General features: G+C 60.7%; 14 protein-coding genes. 13 read left to right on the top strand and 1 reads right to left on the bottom strand.

What is annotated here, in order from left to right; genetic code table 11:
- Positions 1–25 precede the first annotated feature (25 nt).
- The 5 genes from KHO07_RS06255 (at position 26) to KHO07_RS06235 (ending at position 7685) form a co-directional block, all read left to right on the top strand.
- Positions 26–2617 (top strand): TonB-dependent receptor, encoded by a 2592-nt coding sequence (locus KHO07_RS06255; RefSeq protein WP_150733675.1) that lies wholly within the window; start codon positions 26–28, stop codon positions 2615–2617.
- A gap of 116 nt (positions 2618–2733) precedes the next feature.
- On the top strand, positions 2734–3342 hold the full coding sequence (locus KHO07_RS06250; protein ID WP_212626718.1) for a biliverdin-producing heme oxygenase: 609 nt from the start codon (positions 2734–2736) through the stop codon (positions 3340–3342).
- Positions 3343–3502: 160 nt separating this feature from the next.
- Complete coding sequence (locus tag KHO07_RS06245; protein ID WP_212626717.1) at positions 3503–3892, top strand: YbaN family protein; 390 nt, start codon at positions 3503–3505, stop codon at positions 3890–3892.
- 188 nt (positions 3893–4080) lie between these two features.
- The gene (locus KHO07_RS06240; protein WP_212626716.1) at positions 4081–6219 is read left to right on the top strand and encodes a methyl-accepting chemotaxis protein; all 2139 of its coding nucleotides are present in this window, start codon (positions 4081–4083) and stop codon (positions 6217–6219) included.
- Between the two features lie 116 nt (positions 6220–6335).
- Positions 6336–7685 carry a CoA transferase gene (locus tag KHO07_RS06235; RefSeq protein ID WP_212626715.1) on the top strand — a complete coding sequence of 450 codons (1350 nt, stop codon included), beginning with the start codon at positions 6336–6338 and terminating at the stop codon, positions 7683–7685.
- Positions 7686–7804: 119 nt separating this feature from the next.
- Here KHO07_RS06235 and arcD (KHO07_RS06230) read toward each other — a convergent pair whose 3' ends face one another.
- Entirely contained in the window at positions 7805–9232 is a 1428-nt protein-coding gene (arcD, locus tag KHO07_RS06230) for an arginine-ornithine antiporter (protein ID WP_212626714.1), read from the bottom strand.
- Between the two features lie 422 nt (positions 9233–9654).
- Here arcD (KHO07_RS06230) and arcD (KHO07_RS06225) point away from each other — a divergent pair, with 422 nt between their 5' ends.
- From arcD (KHO07_RS06225) to gcvP, 8 genes are all read left to right on the top strand, one after another.
- A complete protein-coding gene (arcD, locus tag KHO07_RS06225; RefSeq protein WP_075945426.1) occupies positions 9655–11082 on the top strand; it encodes an arginine-ornithine antiporter in 1428 nt (475 codons plus the stop codon).
- 33 nt (positions 11083–11115) lie between these two features.
- Positions 11116–12372 carry an arginine deiminase gene (arcA, locus tag KHO07_RS06220; RefSeq protein WP_150733681.1) on the top strand — a complete coding sequence of 419 codons (1257 nt, stop codon included), beginning with the start codon at positions 11116–11118 and terminating at the stop codon, positions 12370–12372.
- Positions 12373–12441: 69 nt separating this feature from the next.
- Entirely contained in the window at positions 12442–13452 is a 1011-nt protein-coding gene (locus tag KHO07_RS06215) for an ornithine carbamoyltransferase (RefSeq protein ID WP_150733682.1), read from the top strand.
- 190 nt (positions 13453–13642) lie between these two features.
- Complete coding sequence (arcC, locus tag KHO07_RS06210; RefSeq protein ID WP_150733683.1) at positions 13643–14572, top strand: carbamate kinase; 930 nt, start codon at positions 13643–13645, stop codon at positions 14570–14572.
- Between the two features lie 12 nt (positions 14573–14584).
- Positions 14585–14947, top strand: coding sequence for a DUF5064 family protein (locus tag KHO07_RS06205; protein WP_150733684.1), 363 nt, complete (start codon positions 14585–14587; stop codon positions 14945–14947).
- 163 nt (positions 14948–15110) lie between these two features.
- Positions 15111–16619, top strand: a complete 1509-nt coding sequence (locus KHO07_RS06200) for a sigma-54-dependent transcriptional regulator (protein ID WP_150733685.1) — start codon at positions 15111–15113, stop codon at positions 16617–16619.
- Positions 16620–17035: 416 nt separating this feature from the next.
- Complete coding sequence (gcvH, locus tag KHO07_RS06195) at positions 17036–17419, top strand: glycine cleavage system protein GcvH (protein WP_046819590.1); 384 nt, start codon at positions 17036–17038, stop codon at positions 17417–17419.
- An 11-nt stretch (positions 17420–17430) separates the two neighbouring features.
- The gene (gcvP, locus tag KHO07_RS06190) at positions 17431–20298 is read left to right on the top strand and encodes an aminomethyl-transferring glycine dehydrogenase (RefSeq protein WP_212626713.1); all 2868 of its coding nucleotides are present in this window, start codon (positions 17431–17433) and stop codon (positions 20296–20298) included.
- The last annotated feature ends 45 nt before the right edge of the window (positions 20299–20343 follow it).

Raw genomic sequence — 20343 nt, 5'->3', positions numbered from 1 at the left:
ATTCGTGCGACACGGAGCGCTATCGATGTCCTCTCGCCTTACCCGCCAGTCCTCTTCACCTTCCCGCGTGCTGTCGCTGCTGACCGCTGCCATCCTCATGGCCGGTGCTGCACCCCTGATGGCGGCTAGCGCCGCCGAACAGCAGACCCGCAAAATGGGTGACTACGCGTTCACCATCGCGCCTCAGCCGCTGGTCTCGGCACTTAATGCCTTTACCGCCGTGACAGGCTGGCAGGTCGGCTTGCCGGCAGAGCTCGCGCAAGGCGTCGCCTCGCCGGGTGTAAGCGGGTCATTGCCTGCGGAAAAAGCCCTGGATCGCCTGTTGGTGGGGACCAACCTGAGCTATCGCAAACTGGGTAACAACAACATCGTGCTCGAACGTCGCCTCACCGGCAGCGCGCTCAACCTGCAACAGACCACCATCAGCGCCACCCGCCAGGAACAATCGGTGGACAGCGTGCCCAGCACCGTCACCGTCCACACACGCGAAGAACTGGACCGCAACAACGTCAATACCATCAAGGATCTGGTGCGTTACGAGCCGGGCGTTTCCGTGGGCGGTGCCGGGACCCGCGGTGGAATCAGCGGCTACAACATCCGCGGCATCGACGGTAACCGGGTATTGACCCAGATTGACGGGGTGGAGATCCCCAACGGTTTCTTCAACGGCCCGTATGCCAAGACCCAGCGCAACTACGTCGACCCGGAAATCATCAAACGCGTGGAAATCCTCCGTGGCCCGGCTTCCGTGCTCTACGGCAGCAACGCCATCGGTGGCGCGGTCAGCTATTTCACGCTCGACCCGGACGACATCATCAAACCTGGCCAGGACGTCGGTGCACGCCTGAAAACCGGTTACAGCTCCGCTGACGAAAGCTGGCTCAAATCCGCCACCGTCGCCGGTCGTGCCGATCAGTTCGACGGCCTGCTGCATTACAGCCAGCGCGACGGTCACGAAACCGAATCCTACGGCAGCAACAACAGCACCGGCCTGACCCGCACCGCCGCCAACCCGGAAGACGTGCGCACCAGCAACGTGCTGGCCAAGGTCGGCTGGAACTACAAGGACGACGCCCGCCTGGGCCTGACCTACGAGAAGTACAAGGACGATCGCGATACCGATCAGAAAAGTGCCTATGGCGGACCTTACTTCGCGGGCGCCCCGACCATCCCCGACAGCATCCTGCCCGGCGGCATGTACCAGTCGCGTACCGGTAACGACACCATTACCCGTGAACGCTTCGGCCTGGAACACAGCTTCGCCCTCGACAGCCTGCTGGCAGATAACGTCAAGTGGAGCCTCAACCACCAGGTCGCCAAGACCGATCAGAGCACCGAAGAAGTCTACTTCCCGATCACCCGCAAGGTATTGCGGACCCGGGACACGATCTACGAAGAGAAACAGTGGGTCTTCGACGCACAACTGGATAAAGCCTTCAGCATTGCCGATACCGAGCACCTGCTGACGTACGGCACCACCCTCAAGCAACAGAAAGTCACCGGTTCGCGCAGCGGCAACGGCACCTGCCTGGCAATCGGTCGCGGCTGCACCGCCATCGGTGCCACCAGCGCAGCGGACGTGCTGAAAAAGTCCTCTGACTTCCCGGACCCGACCATCAACACCTACAGCGTCTTCGCCCAGGACCAGATCAGCTGGAACGACTGGACCTTCGTGCCGGGTCTGCGCTACGACTACACCCAACTCAAACCTGACGTCACCGAGGAATTCCTCAACACCGTCTCGGCCGATGGTCGTGGCACCGTCAGCGACGAGAACAAGACCTGGCACAAAGTCTCGCCCAAGTTCGGCCTGACCTACGCCCTGACCGAAAACTACACCTGGTATGGCCAGTACGCCGAAGGCTTCCGCACCCCGACCGCGAAGGCGTTGTACGGGCGTTTCGATAACACCGCCGCCGGCTACAGTGTGGAACCGAACCCGGACCTGGAACCGGAAAAAAGCCAAAGCTACGAGACTGGCCTGCGCGGCAACTTCGAGCAGGGCTCATTCGAGATGGCGGTGTTCTACAACAAGTACCGCGACTTCATTAACGAAGACGCTGTCACCCCGGGCTATGACCAACCGACCTTCCAGAGCGCCAACATCAAGCACGCCACCATCAAGGGCGCGGAAATCAAGGGTCGTCTGAACCTCGATGCCTTCGGCGCTCCGCAAGGCCTCTACACCCAGGGCTCGGTGGCCTATGCCTACGGTCGCAACAACGACAACGGCGAGCCGATCAATAGCGTCAACCCGCTGACCGGCGTGTTTGGTCTCGGTTACGACCAGGATAACTACGGCAGTTTGCTCAGCTGGACGCTGGTGAAAAAGAAGGACCGCGTCGACGACAGCAACTTCAAGTCGCCGGACGGCGTCAGCAGCCAGTTCAAGACGCCTGGCTTCGGCATCCTCGACCTGACCGGGTTCTACAAGGTAACCAACGACGTCACCCTCAGCGGCGGCATCTACAACCTGACCGACAAGAAGTACTGGCTGTGGGATGACGTGCGCGGCTACGACAACGTCGGCGAAGCCTCGGTGACGCAACCGGCCAACCTTGATCGCCTGACCCAGCCGGGTCGCAACTTCGCGGTCAACCTGATCTGGGATATCTGACCGGACGCACCTCACTGCGCGGCTTGATACAGCGGCGCAGTGAGGTTTTTTTACTGTCCGCCCCGTGCTGATTCGTCTCGTTACCAAGTGCCTCTTTTTCCTCCAAAGGATTTGTCATGACTACTCAGGACACCGCTCAACGCCCAAGCCTGCGTTCACAACGCTTGAACCAGGTCACCAACGAGCCACACACCCAACTCGATGCCCTGGTCAAAGCCCACGCGCCATTTGAAACCCAAGCCAACTTCGCCCGCTTCGTCGTAGCGCAATACCTGTTCCAGTCGGAACTGGTGTCGCTGTACAACGATGCAGAACTGATCGCCATCGTCCCGGACTTGCCTGCTCGCTGCCGTGCCGAAGCGGCCAAAGCCGACCTGGCGGACCTGGACACTGAAGTTCCAGCGCCGGTTGCAGGTGCTGTGAACAACCCGAGCAAGGCCCAAGCGTTGGGCTGGCTGTTCGTTTCCGAGGGCTCGAAGCTGGGTGCGGCGTTCCTGATCAAGCGTGCGACAGGCCTGGGCTTGAGCGAAACCTTCGGCGCCCGTCACCTGGGCGAACCGGCCGGCGGTCGTGCGCAAGGCTGGAAAAGCTTCGTCAAAACCCTCGATGAGCTGGAGCTCAGCGCAGAGGAAGAAACCGAGCTGGATAAAGCCGCCGTCGACGCCTTCAACCGGTTTACGGTGTTGTTGGAGCAGGCTTACGCCACCGCCCCGGAAGTCGCCTGATTGAATGCAATCCCTGTAGGAGCGGGCTTGCCCGCGATGACGGTAGCCCAGACAACATTGATGGCGACTGATACACCGCTATCGCGGGCAAGCCCGCTCCTACAGGGACCGTGCCAATTGGCAAGATCCCGATCAAGTCTCAAAGCCATTCCCTGAGCCCATGCCCGCCGCCTCCAAACTCTCCCGCCTCCTCTTCGGCCTGCTGGCCTACGTCAGCCTCGGCATCGGCCTGATCGCCATCGTGATCCCCGGTCTGCCGACCACCGAATTCATCCTGCTGGCCGCCTGGGCTGCGACCAAGAGTTCGCTACGCTTGAGTGCCTGGCTGGAAAACCATCGGCTGTTCGGTCCCATCCTCAGTAACTGGCGCAACGGCAGAATCATCGCGCGCCGGGCAAAAATCAGCGCCACTGTCAGCATGCTGTTATGTGCCGGTCTCATGCTGGTGATGCTCGACCACGGCTGGCCGATTTATCTGGCGATTGTCGGGATGGGAATGGGCAACGTGTGGATCTGGTCGCGCCCGGAATCACTGCGGCAACACCCGTAACTTCCCCGTTTTTACACGCCTTTGCGGCACATTTCCCCGCGCAAACGTTTAACCATTACCGTTCGTCGGCATGCCCCTCATGCAAACTCGCCCCCACGCCGATGTGGATTGAATGGCGCTAAATGGATTTGGCGAATCGAGCCGCTGCGGCTCACAGCCAACCTTTCATCCATTCGCGAGTTCGCCCCATGTTCGACTCACTCTCCATCCGCCTGAAAGTCGTTCTGCTCTCCGGCCTGTGCCTGCTCGGCGTCGTCACGTTGATCGTAGGCGTGAACGTCTACCAGACCAATCAGAACGATGCGCTGGTCAGCGACTCCAGCAGCAGAATGCTCACCGACAGTGTGCAGAACCTGCTCCAGGCCAAAGCCGCCGAACAAGCCGTGCGGGTGCAGAAGACATTCGGCGAAACCCAGACCGTGGTGACCGCCCTCGCGGACCAAATCCTCGACATGCGCATCCAGGCCACCAAGCGTTCGCTTGAAGCCGGCGCGTTACGCGAGGATCTGAACCAGACTCTGAAAACCGCTTTCGAGCGCAACAGCAAAGTGCTGGGGATCTGGCTGGCGTTCGAACCCGATGGCCTGGACGGCAAGGACAGTGAGTTCGCCAATGACGCGGCCCGTCAGTCCAACGAGTCGGGTCGCTTCGCCACGTACTGGAGCCGTGCCGGGGGTGAAGCGCTGAACACGATCATGGTCGAAGAGGACCTGACCAAAACCACCCAGAACCTCAGCGGTACGCCCTACAACGTCTGGTACACCTGCCCTCGCGACAGCAAGCGTACCTGCCTGCTCGATCCGTACGCCGATACCGTCGGCAACAAGGAAATGTTGATGACCACCATTTCCGTACCACTGCTGGTGGATGGCAAATCCATCGGTGTGGTCGGTATCGACATCGCGCTCGACGCCCTGCAAGCGGCAGCGGTCGACTCCCAGCGTGAACTGTTCAACAGCGCCGGGCACATGCTGATCGTCTCCGGCACGGGCGTGTTGGCGGCCTACAGCGTCGACGCCAGCAAAGTGGGCAAAAACATCGGCGATACCCTGGGCGCGGATGGCAAGGATGTGCTGCAACTGCTCGGCACCGGCGCACCGAAAATTCTCCAGCAGGGCGACCTGATCCGCGCGGTGTACCCGGTCAGCCCGATCGCCGATTCCAAGGCCTGGGGCGTGGTGATCGACTTGCCCAAGCAAGTGTTGCTGGCGGACTCGGTGAAGCTGCAATCGGTGCTCGACGACGCCCAGCAAACCGGCACGATCAAAGCCGTGGTGGTGGCGATCATTGCCGGCCTGGTCGGCTTGCTGCTGATGTGGCTCACCGCTTCGGGCGTGACCCGGCCGATCAACAGCGTGGCCGACATGCTCAAGGCAATTGCCAGTGGCGACGGCGATCTGACTCAGCGTCTGCACTACAGCAAGAAGGATGAACTGGGCGAGTTGGTGAGCTGGTTCAACCGCTTCCTCGACAAGCTGCAACCGACCATCGCGCAGATCAAGCAAAGCATCACCGACGCACGCGGCACCGCTGACCAGTCTTCGGAAATCGCCCGTCAGACCAGCGAAGGCATGCAGGTGCAGTTCCGAGAAATCGACCAGGTCGCCACTGCCTCCAACGAGATGAGCGCCACCGCCCACGACGTCGCCAACAGCGCATCGAACGCGGCAAACGCCGCCAAAGGTGCCGATCAGTCGGCCCGCGATGGCATGCAGATCATCGAACGCAGCACCCGCGACATCAATCAACTGGCCGACGAAGTCAGCAAGGCCGTGACCGAGGTTGAGGCCTTGGCGGTCAACAGCGAGCAGATCGGTTCGGTGCTGGAAGTGATCCGCAGCATCGCCGAACAAACCAACCTCCTAGCGCTCAACGCAGCGATTGAAGCTGCGCGCGCTGGCGAGAGCGGTCGTGGCTTTGCGGTGGTGGCTGACGAAGTGCGTAACCTGGCCAAGCGCACCCAGGACTCTGTGGAAGAAATTCGCCTGGTGATCGAACGCATCCAGAGCGGCACCCGCGGCGTGGTCGCCACCATGCATTCAAGCCAGACTCAGGCCCACAGTAACGCCGGACAGATCCAGCAGGCGGTGCAGGCCTTGAGCAAAATCAGCGACGCGGTCACCGTGATCAGCGACATGAACCTGCAAATCGCCAGCGCCGCCGAACAGCAAAGTGCCGTGGCCGAAGAGGTCAACCGCAACGTTTCGGCGATCCGCACCGTCACCGAAACCCTGACCGGGCAGGCGACTGAATCGGCGCAGATCAGCAGCCAGCTCAACTCGCTGACGACCCATCAAATGAAGTTGATGGATCAGTTCCGGGTCTGACGCTTAAAAGATCGCAGCCTGCGGCAGCGCCTGCACCAATCAATGTAGGGGCTGCCGCAGGCTGCGATCTTTTGCTCTTATGCTCTATGCTGCCCTCTCGTTCCGGAGGGCCTTCAATGACTGATTTACTCACGTCCATTCAAGCCGCACTCGGCTTGCCACACACGCCAATCCCGCTCACCGCCACCGGCGACCTGCCCTCGGCGTTTGCTGTCACCGACCTGGCCTGCGCCAGCATCGCGGCTGCCGGACAGGCTGTCAGCGAATTGCTCAATCAACAAACCGGCCGCCTGCCCGCCATTGAAGTCGACCGACGCCTGGCCTCGTTCTGGTTCTCCGGTTCAATCCGCCCGGTCGGCTGGAGCGTTCCGCCGCTGTGGGACCCGATTGCCGGTGATTACGCGGCCAAGGATGGCTGGATCCGTCTGCACACCAATGCTCCTCATCACCGTGCCGCGGCGCAATCCGTGCTTGGCGCCAGCTCCGACCGTGCGGCGATAGAGAGCAAAGTCGCGCAATGGGCCAAGCACGATCTGGAACAAGCCGTGGTCGATGCCGGTGGTTGTGCCGCCGAAATGCGCACTTGGGAACAGTGGCAGGCACATCCCCAAGGCCGGGCAGTCAACGCAGAACCGCTGATTCAGTTCGGCCATCACGGCAGCCATGACGGCACAGTGTGGCAAGGCTCGGTCGCGCAACCCCTGGCCGGGATCAAGGTGCTGGACTTGACCCGCGTGCTCGCCGGCCCCGTCGCCAGCCGGTTTCTCGCCGGTCTGGGTGCCGACGTTTTGCGCATCGACCCGCCAACCTGGAACGAGCCGGGCGTGGTGCCGGAGATGACCCTGGGCAAACGCTGCGCTCGCCTGGACCTGCACGATAAAGCGGACCGTACGCTGTTCGAAAGCCTGCTCAAGGACGCCGACATCGTCCTTCACGGCTACCGCGCCGATGCCCTCGAACGGCTGGGCTACGGTCTCAGCGAACGGCAAACACTGGCCCCCGGCCTGATCGACGTGAGCCTCAATGCCTATGGCTGGAGCGGCCCGTGGCAGCATCGTCGCGGCTTCGACAGCCTGGTGCAGATGAGCAGCGGAATTGCCGAGGCCGGCATGCGCTGGAAACTGACGGATAAACCGACGCCATTGCCAGTTCAGGCGCTCGATCACGCCACCGGGTATTTGATGGCAGCCAGTGCGATCAAACTGCTGATGGGGCGCTTGAGCAGCGGCCAGGGTGGATCGGCGCGACTGTCCTTGGCGGGCACCGCGAAGCTGTTGATCGAGAAGGGTCGCGGCAGTGACGAACCGTTACGAGCGGAGGATGAACGCGATCAGGGAATGCTGGTTGAGCAAACGCCCTGGGGGCCTGCGCATCGCTTGCATGTGCCGCTGAAAATCACCGGGACGCCGTTGCAGTGGACGCTGGCGGCCGCTGAATTGGGTTCACATCGCGCGCAGTGGCGGTAGCCGGGCCATTGCCATCGCGAGCAAGCTCGCTCCTATAGGTTATGCGCATGCCCTGCAGGAGTGAGCGTGCTCGCGATGACGCCAGACCTACCAACAAAAGTTCTCGATCAGCAACAACCTCACAACCTCAGCACCCCACTATACAACCCATACGCCGCCAACCCGGCACCGCTGATGACACAAGTAAAAATGCCCTTCTCGATGGGCGTGAACACAGGCTTGCCTTGTTCTTGCCGGGCCTTGGCAAACAGGATCACCCCCGGCGCGTACAGCAATGCCGAGAGCAGCAAATATTTCAATCCGCCGGCGTACAGCAACCACACCGCGTAACTCAGGGCAACGCCGCCGATCAGCAGATCCTTGGTCCGCTCTGCCGAGGCGTGTTCATAGGTTTCACCCCGCCCGCTCAACAGCACCGCGTAGGCCGCCGACCACAGGTACGGCACCAGAATCATCGACGAAGCCAGGTAGATCAGGCTGGTGTAGGTGCCGGCGGAAAACAGCGTGATCAGCAGGAAAAGCTGGATCATCACGTTGGTCAGCCACAGCGCATTGACCGGCACATGGTTGGCGTTTTCCTTGGTCAGGAACGCTGGCATGGTCTTGTCTTTCGCCGTGGCGAACAGGATCTCGGCACACAGTAGCGCCCACGAGAGCAGAGCGCCCAGCAGAGAAATTGCCAGGCCCACGCTGATCAGTACCGCGCCCCACGGGCCGACGATATGCTCCAGCACCGCCGCCAGCGACGGGTTCTGCAAGGTGGCCAATTCCGGTTGGCTCATGATGCCCAGCGACAGCACGTTGACCAGCACCAGCAACGCCAACACACCGAGAAAACCGATGACCGTGGCGCGGCCCACATCCGAACGTTTCTCCGCCCGCGCCGAATAAACACTGGCGCCTTCGATACCGATAAACACAAAGACCGTCACCAGCATCATGTTGCGCACCTGGTCCATCACGCTACCGAAACTCGGGTTGCTGCGCCCCCAGATGTCCCGGGTGAACACATCGGCCTTGAACGCCACCGCGGCAATCACGATAAACATGATCAAGGGCACGATCTTCGCCACCGTGGTCAGCAGGTTGATGAACGCCGCCTCCTTGATCCCGCGCATCACCACAAAATGCACCGTCCACAACAGCACCGACGCACAGGCAATGGCGATCGGCGTGTTGCCTTCGCCGAAAACCGGAAAGAAAAACCCCAGCGTACTGAACAGCAACACGAAGTAGCCGACGTTGCCCAGCCAGGCGCTGATCCAGTAGCCCCAAGCCGAGGAAAACCCCATGTAATCGCCGAAGCCAGCCTTGGCATAGGCATACACCCCGGAGTCCAGTTCCGGTTTGCGATTGGCCAGGGTCTGGAACACGAAAGCCAGGGTCAGCATGCCGACGGCGGTGATCCCCCAGCCGATCAATATCGCACCGGCATCGGCCTGGGCGGCCATGTTCTGTGGCAGGGAAAAGATCCCACCGCCAATCATTGAACCCACCACCAGCGCGATCAGCGCGCTCAGGCGAAGCTTTTGCGGGGTTTGCGACATCGATGCGCCTCCAATGGCTCGGCCTGTACCGGGTTAGTTACCAATGAACTAAACAGGTAAAGCGTAATAACGAATAGTCGATATCGCCAATTTAAGGCCATGTATTTACGGATCATGAAAAACCGCCGTCCATATAATCATTAGTTTTAAACAGCGTCGTCAATAAAACAATTTGCTTTATCTAATCGAGCGGGAAAGTTTGCGTCTCTAGGAAAACGAACTAGCGTCATAAAGCCACCCAATAGGATCCATTCGCAGTAAAAACAGAGAGCCTCTAGGACGGGCCTTTCAGGAAACAGACCGGTGCGTGGCTTACAGCCCGAAGCCTCTTTGTAAAAAGGCATGTACTGATCTGTGTCAGCTGATTGAGTTGTAAACAGAACTACGCTGTTAACCCTCTTCACCTGTAATGGAGTAATGGAATGTCGGAAGCTCCCGGAAAACTTCGACTAGGTGCATTGGTTGCCCTGGTAGTTGGCTCAATGATCGGTGGAGGGATTTTTTCTTTGCCACAGAACATGGCTGCCAGTGCCGACGTCGGCGCCATTTTGATTGGCTGGGCCATCACCGCCGTCGGCATGCTGACCCTCGCGTTTGTGTTCCAGACCCTCGCCAACCGCAAGCCTGACCTCGATGGTGGTGTCTACGCCTACGCCAAGGCCGGCTTCGGCGACTACATGGGCTTCTCTTCAGCCTGGGGCTACTGGATCAGTGCCTGGCTGGGCAACGTCGGCTATTTCGTCTTGCTGTTCAGCACCCTGGGTTACTTCTTCCCGATTTTCGGGGAGGGCAACACGGTGGCTGCGGTGATCGGCGCATCCGTCCTGCTCTGGGCGGTTCACCTGTTGGTGCTGCGCGGGATCAAGGAAGCCGCGTTCATCAACCTGGTCACCACGGTTGCCAAGATCGTGCCGTTGGTGCTGTTCATCTTGATTGCCGTGTTCGCCTTCAAACTGGACATCTTCACCGCCGATATCTGGGGCCTGAAAAACCCCGATCTGGGCAGCGTGATGGACCAGGTGCGCAACATGATGCTGGTCACCGTATGGGTGTTCATCGGCATCGAAGGCGCGAGCATTTTCTCGGCACGTGCGGAAAAACGCAGTGATGTGGGTAAAGCCACGGTGATCGGATTTATCTCCGTGCTGCTCATTCTGGTGCTGGTGAACGTGCTGTCGCTGGGCATCCTGACCCAACCGGAACTGGCCAAGCTGCAGAACCCGTCAATGGCTGCCGTGCTGGAGCACGTGGTGGGCAAGTGGGGAGCGGTGCTGATCAGCGTCGGCCTGATCATCTCGCTGCTCGGCGCACTGTTGTCGTGGGTGTTGCTGTGCGCGGAGATCATGTTCGCCGCCGCGAAGGACCACACCATGCCAGCGTTCCTGCGCAAGGAAAACGCCAACCAGGTACCGGTCAATGCACTGTGGCTGACCAACGCCATGGTCCAGATTTTCCTGATCATTACGCTGTTTTCGGCCAGTACTTACCTGTCGCTGATCTATCTCGCCACCTCGATGATCCTGGTCCCTTACCTGTGGTCGGCAGCCTATGCCCTGCTGCTGGCGGTACGCGGGGAAACCTATGAAGGTGCGGCGAGTGACCGGCAGAAGGATCTGATCATCGGTGCCATCGCGTTGATCTACGCGATCTGGCTGCTCTATGCCGGCGGCATCAAGTACTTGCTGCTCTCGGCCCTGCTTTATGCCCCCGGCGCGATCCTGTTCGCCAAGGCCAAGCTGGAACTCAACAAACCGGTTTTCACCAACGTCGAGAAGCTGATTTTCGTAGCGGTGATCGTGTGCGCACTGGTGGCGGCCTACGGTCTCTATGACGGCTTCCTGACCCTGTAATTTGATTGTGTTGTCCTCTGGAGGATCACTGAAATGACCAAGGAAAAAGTTAAGTACGGCGTGCATTCCGAAGCCGGCAAACTGCGCAAAGTCATGGTTTGCTCCCCCGGCTTGGCCCATCAGCGGCTGACCCCGAACAACTGCGACGAATTGCTGTTTGATGACGTGCTGTGGGTGGCCCAGGCCAAGCGCGACCATTTCGATTTCGTCACCAAGATGCGCGAACGCAATGTCGATGTGCTGGAAATGCACAACCTGCTGACCGACATCGTCGCCATTCCCGAAGCGCTCGACTGGATTCTGGAGCGCAAGATCACCGCCGACTCGGTCGGCCTCGGCCTGATCAATGAAACAGGTTCCTGGCTGCGCAGCCTGGAGCCGCGCAAGATCGCCGAATTCCTGATTGGCGGTGTCTCTGCCGATGATCTGCCGGACACTTTCGGCGGCAAGACCATTCAGATGTTCCGCGAGTTTCTCGGCCACTCCAGCTTCATCCTGCCGCCACTGCCCAACACCCAGTTCACCCGCGACACCACTTGCTGGATCTACGGCGGCGTCACGCTCAACCCGATGTACTGGCCGGCACGTCGCCAGGAAACCCTGCTGACCACCGCGATCTATAAATTCCACCCCGAATTCACCAATGCCGACTTCCAAATCTGGTACGGCGACCCGGACAAAGATCACGGCAACTCCACCCTCGAAGGCGGCGATGTGATGCCGATCGGCAATGGCGTGGTGTTGATCGGCATGGGCGAGCGTTCATCGCGCCAGGCCATCGGCCAACTGGCGGTCAACCTGTTCAAGAACAAAGCGGTGGAAAAAGTCATCGTCGCCGGTCTGCCGAAATCCCGTGCAGCCATGCACCTGGACACCGTGTTCAGCTTCTGCGACCGCGACGTGGTGACGATTTTCCCGGAAGTGGTGAACCAGATTGTCGCCTTCACCCTGCGTCCGGACGAAAGCAAACCCGGTGGCATCGACATCCGCCGCGAAGACACCAACTTCCTCGACACCGTGGCCCAGGCCCTCAATCTCAAGGCCTTGCGGGTCGTCGAAACCGGCGGTAACAGCTTCGCCGCCGAACGCGAGCAATGGGATGACGGCAACAACGTGGTGGCCGTGGAACCGGGCGTGGTCATCGGCTACGACCGCAACACCTACACCAATACCCTGCTGCGCAAGGCCGGGGTCGAGGTCATCACCATCAGCGCCGGCGAACTCGGACGCGGTCGCGGCGGCGGCCACTGCATGACCTGCCCGATCATCCGCGATCCGATTGACTACTAACCTATTAACTTCGGCCCGCCCTTACCGAGTGCGGGCCGAAGGGATAACCGACACCTTAGGAGATCCAAAATGGCGTTCAATATTCATAACCGCAATCTGCTGAGCCTGGAACACCACACCCCTCGCGAATTGCGCTACCTGCTCGACCTCTCCCGCGACCTCAAACGCGCCAAATACACCGGCACCGAACAGCAGCACCTCAAGGGCAACAACATCGCCCTGATCTTCGAAAAAACCTCGACCCGCACCCGTTGTGCGTTCGAAGTCGCGGCCTATGACCAAGGCGCCAACGTCACCTACATCGATCCCAACTCTTCGCAGATCGGCCACAAGGAAAGCATGAAGGACACCGCCCGCGTGCTCGGGCGCATGTACGACGCCATCGAGTACCGTGGTTTCAAACAGGAGATCGTCGAAGAACTGGCCAAGTTTGCCGGCGTGCCGGTGTTCAACGGTTTGACCGATGAATACCACCCGACGCAAATGATCGCCGACGTGTTGACCATGCGTGAGCATGCCGACAAACCGATCCACGAAATCAGCTACGCCTACCTCGGCGATGCGCGTAACAACATGGGCAACTCGTTGCTGCTGATCGGTGCCAAGCTCGGCATGGATGTGCGCATCTGCGCGCCGAAAGCCCTGTGGCCCCTGGACGACCTGGTGGCGCGCTGCAAACAATACGGTGAAGAAAGCGGCGCGCGCATCACGCTGACCGAAGACCCGAAAGCCGCCGTCAAAGGCGTGGACTTCATCCACACCGACGTCTGGGTATCCATGGGTGAACCGGTGGAAGCCTGGGCCGAGCGCATCCAGCAATTGCTGCCGTACCAGGTCAATGCCGAACTGATGAAAGCCACCGGCAACCCGCGCACCAAGTTCATGCACTGCCTGCCGGCGTTCCACAACAGCGACACCAAAATCGGCAAGCAGATTGCCGAGCAGTACCCGAACCTGAAGAACGGCATCGAAGTGACCGATGACGTCTTCGAGTCGCCGGCCTGCATTGCCTTCGAGCAAGCGGAAAACCGCATGCACACCATCAAGGCGATTCTGGTGTCGACGCTGGCTGACCTGTAACGGCTGACCTGGCTCTCACTGACTGAACATGGTCAATGTGGGAGCTGGCCTGCCAGCGATTGCAATGTGTCAGTCACCATCATCATGGATTGATCGATCGCAATCGCTAGCAGGCTAGCTCCCACAAGGGGCCAGTTCCGACAGTGCGATCAAGTCGTTTGCCTTTTCTCTGTTTAGAAGGACATGCACCATGCGTATCGTCGTTGCACTGGGCGGTAACGCCCTGCTCCGCCGGGGTGAGCCGATGACCGCTGACAACCAGCGGGCCAACATCCGGATCGCCACCGAACAGATCGCCAAGATCCACGCCGGCAATCAACTGGTCATCGCCCACGGCAATGGCCCGCAGGTCGGCCTGCTGTCGTTGCAGGCTGCTGCCTACACCTCGGTTTCGCCCTATCCGCTGGACGTGCTCGGCGCCGAAACCGAAGGCATGATCGGCTACATCATCGAACAGGAACTGGGCAACCTGCTGGACTTCGAAGTGCCGTTCGCGACCTTGCTGACCCAGGTCGAAGTCGATGCCAATGACCCGGCGTTCCAGAATCCCACCAAACCCATCGGCCCGGTTTACACCAAGGCCGAAGCTGAAAAACTCGCTGCCGAAAAGGGCTGGGCCATCGCCCCGGACGGCGACAAATATCGTCGCGTGGTCGCCAGCCCCAAACCGAAACGCATCTTCGAAATCCGCCCGATCAAGTGGCTGCTGGAAAAAGGCAGCATCGTGATTTGCGCCGGCGGTGGCGGCATTCCGACCCTGTACACATCCCCGGGCAAGCTCGAAGGTGTCGAGGCGGTGATCGACAAGGACCTGTGCTCGGCGCTGCTGGCCGAACAACTTGAAGCCGATCTGCTGGTGATCGCCACCGACGTCAACGCCGCGTACATCGACTTTGGCAAACCCACCCAGAAATCCATCACCCAGGCACACCCGGACGAAATGGAAAAACTCGGCTTTGCCGCGGGCTCCATGGGACCGAAGGTGCAGGCAGCCTGCGAATTCGCGCGCCATACTGGGAAAGTCGCGGTGATCGGTTCACTCGCCGACATCGAAGCGATCGTCCAGGGCAAGGCTGGCACGCGCATCAGCACCGCGACACCTGGCATTACTTACTCATAAGGAGCGACGTCTATGGCACAGTTTGATCCAGGTCACTTGCACATCGAACGTCATGCGCTGACCCCGGATGATGTCAGCTACAACATTCACCTGGACTATGAAGTCAGCAAGAATGACAAAGGTGAAAAAGGCATTCAGTTCACCATGCATGGCAACATTCAGGGCAAGGACATGTCAGAACCCTTCTTCCTGCCCAAGGAGGAGGCCTACAACTTCGCCAGGGATGTCACAAGAATTGCCGAGAAGTACGGAATACCGAAAACGCACAGCCAGATCGGCTCCGTGCACAAGCATTACGATTTGATGTTTGAAGACATACGGCAGCAGTTGAATATGAAATCCGGCGACCCGGTAAACCCCGAGCATTTCGAATAACCCGAACACACAGGCTGTGCTCGACCACAATCCACTGCGGGAGCGAGCCTGCTCGCTCCCACAGGGATCATCGTTGGCCTGAAGTCCTGCGCCGGATTTCACCTTACCCCCTGCTCCAAGGCATACTTGCCACCCTCCGCACTCCAGAATCCGAAAGCGCCCCATGCGTATCCACGTCAGCTTCATCGACCGCGTCGGCATCACCCAGGAAGTCCTGGCCTTGCTCGGTGGGCGCAATCTCAATCTGGATGCGGTGGAAATGGTCCCGCCCAACGTCTACATCGACGCCCCGACCCTGAGCCCGGAAGTTCTCGAAGAGCTGCGTGATGCGCTGTTCAGCGTGCGCGGTGTGCAAGCGGTGACGGTGGTCGACATCCTGCCCGGTCAGCGCCGGCACTTGCAGCTCGATGCATTGCTGGCGGCCATGACCGACCCGGTGCTGGCACTGGACAGCGCCGGCAAAGTGCTGCTGGCCAATCCGGCATTGATCGCCCTGTACGGTCGCGAGCCGGCCGGCGAAAGCATCGCCGAGCTGTTTGCCGACCCGGCGTTGCTCGACGCCTTGCTCGAACACGGCTTTCGATTGCCGCTGCGGGAAATCACGGTCAACGGCCAGACCCTGTTGCTGGACGCCACGCCAATCACCGACGCCGGCGCCTTGCTCACGCTGTATCAACCCAATCGCATTGGCGAACGACTGTCGGCCCTGCACCACGACCACGCCGAAGGTTTCGATGCGCTGCTCGGCGAATCGCCGGTGATCCGCACGCTCAAGGTCCGCGCCCAACGGGTGGCGGCCCTCGATGCACCGCTGTTGATCCAGGGCGAAACCGGCACCGGCAAGGAGCTGGTGGCCCGGGCCTGCCACGCCATCAGTGCGCGGCACAGCTCGCCGTTTCTGGCCTTGAACTGCGCGGCACTGCCGGAAAACCTCGCCGAAAGCGAACTGTTCGGCTATGCCCCCGGGGCCTTCACCGGTGCGCAACGCGGTGGCAAGCCGGGGCTGATGGAACTGGCCAACCAGGGCACGGTGTTTCTCGACGAAATCGGTGAGATGTCGCCGTACTTGCAGGCCAAGTTGTTGCGTTTTCTCAACGACGGCAGCTTCCGTCGCGTGGGCGGTGATCGCGAGGTGAAGGTCAACGTACGGATTCTCAGCGCGACCCACCGCGACCTGGAAAAAATGGTCAGCGAAGGCTTGTTTCGCGAAGACCTGTTCTATCGATTGAACGTGCTCAATGTCGAAGTGCCGCCGCTGCGCGAACGCGGTCAGGACATTCTGCTGCTGGCCCGCTATTTCATGCAGCAGGCCTGTGCGCAGATCCAGCGCCCGGTCTGTCGCCTGGCGCCGGGCACCTATCCGGCCTTGCTCGGCAACCGTTGGCCGGGCAACGTACGGCAACTGCAGAACGTGATCTTTCGCGCCGCAGCGATTTGCGAAAGCAGCCTCGTGGACATCGGCGACCTCGACATCGCCGGCACCTCGGTCGCGCGTCAGGGCGATCACGACGTCGACAGCCTGGAGCAGGCCATGGACGACTTCGAGAAAACCCTGCTGGAAAAACTCTACGTCAGCTACCCCTCGACCCGCCAACTGGCCAACCGCCTGCAAACCTCCCACACGGCGATAGCCCATCGACTGCGCAAGTACGGCATTCCCAACAAGCCGTGACCGCCTCCAGACAAACACCCCCGCCCCGTAGCAGCCGGCTTGCTGGCGATGGCGTCTTCGAAATCGCCATTGCCAGCAAGCCGGCTCCTACAAGGTCGGGTATCAAATCCGGAAGCGATTCAAAAACGACCTCCACCTGTACTGAAAGCGCTACAGCGGAACGATATCGCTACACCCCTCTCTGATCAGCGCTGTGCAAGGCTTTGATCCACCTCAGCTTTTTTCTTCTCTCCTTGCTGTAGCGATTTCGCTACAGCCAGCCCTTCTCAGCTTTCCGAAAAAACAAATAACCAATTGATTTATAAAGAAAAAATAACATTGGCCGCGATTTTGCTAAGTAACCCCTCATAAATCAGGGCATCGCCCAAGCATTCAATCGCGTCCACCAGACGAGTCTGGCCCCTTTAGGAGTTTCCATGAGCGAGTTGCGTTTTACTGAAGATCACGAATGGCTGCGCACCGAAGCTGACGGCAGCGTCACAGTCGGTATCACCGCTTTCGCACAAAACGCCTTGGGCGACGTGGTTTTCGTACAACTGCCTGAACTGCAGTCCTACGACAAAGGCGCTGAAGCCGCCACCGTGGAGTCGGTAAAAGCCGCCAGCGGCGTGTACATGCCGCTCGACGGCGAAGTGCTGGAAGTGAACCCGGCACTGGACAGCAGCCCTGAACTGGTCAACGAAGATCCGCTGGGCGAAGGCTGGTTCTTCCGCTTCAAGCCTGCCGATGCCGCCGCTGTCGGCCAACTGCTGGATCAAGACGCCTACGACCGCCTGATCAAAGCCCAAGCCGAAGCCTGAGGAGCACTGACATGACCCAGATTAATCCTGCCGCTGTAAACATAAGTACCGCCAACGAATTCATCGCCCGTCACATCGGCCCGCGCGCCGGCGACGAGCAAGCCATGCTCAACAGCCTGGGCTTCGACTCGCTGGAAGCCCTGAGCGCCAGCGTGATTCCGGACAGCATCAAGGGCACCAGCGTACTGGGCCTGGAAGACGGCCTCAGCGAAGCTGAAGCCCTGGCGCTGATCAAGTCCATCGCCGGCAAAAACCAGCTGTTCAAGACCTTCATCGGCCAGGGTTACTACGGCACCCACACGCCGTCGCCGATCCTGCGCAACCTGCTGGAAAACCCGGCCTGGTACACCGCCTACACCCCGTATCAGCCAGAAATTTCCCAAGGCCGTCTCGAAGCGCTGCTGAACTTCCAGACCCTGATCAGCGACCTCACCGGCCTGCCGATCGCCAACGCCTCCTTGCTCGACGAAGCCACTGCCGCTGCCGAAGCCATGACCTTCTGCAAACGCCTGAGCAAGAACAAGGGCAGCCACCAGTTCTTCGCCTCCGTGCATTGCCACCCGCAAACCCTCGACGTCCTGCGCACCCGTGCCGAGCCACTGGGCATCGACGTTGTGGTCGGCGACGAGCGCGAACTGAGCGACGTGACGCCGTTCTTCGGCGCGCTGCTGCAATACCCGGCGAGCAACGGTGATGTGTTCGACTACCGCGAACTGACCGAACGCTTCCACGCCGCCAACGCGCTGGTGGCCGTGGCCGCCGACCTGCTGGCCCTGACCGTACTGACCCCGCCGGGCGAATTCGGTGCCGACGTGGCCATCGGCAGTGCGCAACGCTTCGGCGTGCCACTGGGCTTCGGTGGCCCGCACGCGGCTTACTTCTCCACCAAGGACGCGTTCAAACGTGACATGCCGGGCCGCCTGGTCGGTGTCTCCGTGGACCGTTTCGGCAAGCCGGCCCTGCGCCTGGCGATGCAGACCCGCGAGCAACACATCCGCCGCGAGAAGGCCACGTCCAACATCTGCACCGCGCAAGTGCTGCTGGCCAACATCGCCAGCATGTACGCCGTGTACCACGGCCCTAAAGGCCTGACCCAGATCGCCAACCGCGTGCATCACCTGACCGCGATCCTGGCCAACGGCCTGACCGCTCTGGGCCTGAACGTCGAACAGGAAAACTTCTTCGACACCCTGACCGTGGCCACCGGCACCGACACCGCCAAATTGCATGAGCAGGCACGCGCCCAACAGATCAACCTGCGCGTGGTCGACGCTGAGCGTCTGGGCCTGTCCCTCGACGAAACCAGCACCCAGGCCGACGTTGAAACCTTGTGGGCCTTGCTGTCCAACGGCAAAACCCTGCCGGACTTCGCTGCCCTCGCCGCTTCGGCCGTCAGCACGATCCCGGCTGCGCTGGTACGCCAGTCGCCAATCCTCAGCCACCCGGTGTTCAACCGTTACCACTCGGAAACCGAGCTGATGCGCTACCTGCGCAAGCTCGCCGACAAGGACCTGGCCCTGGACCGCACCATGATCCCGCTGGGTTCGTGCACCATGAAGCTCAACGCTGCCAGCGAGATGATTCCGGTGACCTGGGCTGAGTTCGGCGCCCTGCACCCGTTCGCCCCGGCCGAGCAAAGCGCCGGTTACCAGCAACTGACCGATGAACTGGAAGCGATGCTCTGCGCTGCCACCGGTTACGACTCGATCTCGCTGCAACCGAACGCCGGTTCCCAAGGGGAATATGCGGGTCTGCTGGCGATTCGCGCCTACCATCAGAGCCGTGGCGAAGACCGTCGCGACATCTGCCTGATCCCGTCGTCGGCCCACGGCACCAACCCGGCCACCGCACAAATGGCTGGCATGCGTGTCGTCGTCACCGCGTGCGATGCCCGTGGCAACGTCGACATCGAAGACCTGCGCGCCAAGGCCATCGAGCACCGCGAACACCTTGCCGCGCTGATGATCACCTACCCGTCGACCCACGGCGTGTTCGAAGAAGGCATCCGCGAGATCTGCGGCATCATTCACGACAACGGCGGCCAGGTGTACATCGACGGCGCCAACATGAACGCCATGGTCGGCCTCTGCGCACCGGGCAAGTTCGGCGGCGACGTTTCGCACCTGAACCTGCACAAAACCTTCTGCATCCCGCACGGCGGTGGCGGCCCGGGCGTTGGCCCGATCGGCGTGAAATCGCACCTGACTCCGTTCCTGCCGGGCCACGCCCAGATGGAGCGCAAGGAAGGCGCGGTCTGCGCGGCACCGTTCGGCAGCGCAAGTATTTTGCCGATCACTTGGATGTACATTCGCATGATGGGCGGCGCAGGCTTGAAGCGCGCTTCGCAGCTGGCGATCCTCAATGCCAACTACATTTCCCGTCGTCTCGAAGAGCACTACCCAGTGCTGTACACCGGCAGCAACGGCCTGGTGGCGCACGAGTGCATCCTCGACCTGCGTCCGCTGAAAGACAGCAGCGGCATCAGCGTCGATGACGTCGCCAAGCGCCTGATCGACTTCGGTTTCCACGCGCCGACCATGTCGTTCCCGGTAGCGGGCACGCTGATGATCGAGCCGACCGAAAGTGAATCCAAGGAAGAACTGGACCGCTTCTGCGACGCCATGATCCGCATCCGCGAAGAAATCCGCGCAGTGGAAAACGGCACCCTGGACAAGGACGACAACCCACTGAAAAACGCCCCGCACACCGCGGCGGAGCTGGTCGGCGAGTGGTCGCACCCGTACAGCCGCGAGCAAGCGGTGTACCCGGTTGCCTCGCTGATCGAAGGCAAGTACTGGCCACCGGTCGGTCGTGTCGACAACGTGTTCGGCGATCGCAACCTGGTCTGCGCCTGCCCGTCGATCGAAAGCTACGCTTAAACGAATGAGGGGGCGGACTCATCCGCCCCCCCTCAACGTCGCCAC

Origin of the sequence: Pseudomonas sp. PP3, assembly GCF_905336995.1 — a bacterium.
Classification (GTDB): domain Bacteria; phylum Pseudomonadota; class Gammaproteobacteria; order Pseudomonadales; family Pseudomonadaceae; genus Aquipseudomonas; species Aquipseudomonas reinekei.
The sequence above is the reverse complement of the archived record's forward strand: the minus strand, read 5'-3'. Positions and strand labels throughout refer to the sequence as shown.

Bases quoted from the DNA above. Each gene is read 5' to 3' on its own strand.
- KHO07_RS06255 (WP_150733675.1), top strand. From the start codon at position 26: ATGTCCTCTCGCCTTACCCGCCAGTCCTCTTCACCTTCCCGCGTGCTG.
- KHO07_RS06250 (WP_212626718.1), top strand. From the start codon at position 2,734: ATGACTACTCAGGACACCGCTCAACGCCCAAGCCTGCGTTCACAACGC.
- KHO07_RS06245 (WP_212626717.1), top strand. From the start codon at position 3,503: ATGCCCGCCGCCTCCAAACTCTCCCGCCTCCTCTTCGGCCTGCTGGCC.
- KHO07_RS06240 (WP_212626716.1), top strand. From the start codon at position 4,081: ATGTTCGACTCACTCTCCATCCGCCTGAAAGTCGTTCTGCTCTCCGGC.
- KHO07_RS06235 (WP_212626715.1), top strand. From the start codon at position 6,336: ATGACTGATTTACTCACGTCCATTCAAGCCGCACTCGGCTTGCCACAC.
- arcD (WP_212626714.1), bottom strand. From the start codon at position 9,232: ATGTCGCAAACCCCGCAAAAGCTTCGCCTGAGCGCGCTGATCGCGCTG.
- arcD (WP_075945426.1), top strand. From the start codon at position 9,655: ATGTCGGAAGCTCCCGGAAAACTTCGACTAGGTGCATTGGTTGCCCTG.
- arcA (WP_150733681.1), top strand. From the start codon at position 11,116: ATGACCAAGGAAAAAGTTAAGTACGGCGTGCATTCCGAAGCCGGCAAA.
- KHO07_RS06215 (WP_150733682.1), top strand. From the start codon at position 12,442: ATGGCGTTCAATATTCATAACCGCAATCTGCTGAGCCTGGAACACCAC.
- arcC (WP_150733683.1), top strand. From the start codon at position 13,643: ATGCGTATCGTCGTTGCACTGGGCGGTAACGCCCTGCTCCGCCGGGGT.
- KHO07_RS06205 (WP_150733684.1), top strand. From the start codon at position 14,585: ATGGCACAGTTTGATCCAGGTCACTTGCACATCGAACGTCATGCGCTG.
- KHO07_RS06200 (WP_150733685.1), top strand. From the start codon at position 15,111: ATGCGTATCCACGTCAGCTTCATCGACCGCGTCGGCATCACCCAGGAA.
- gcvH (WP_046819590.1), top strand. From the start codon at position 17,036: ATGAGCGAGTTGCGTTTTACTGAAGATCACGAATGGCTGCGCACCGAA.
- gcvP (WP_212626713.1), top strand. From the start codon at position 17,431: ATGACCCAGATTAATCCTGCCGCTGTAAACATAAGTACCGCCAACGAA.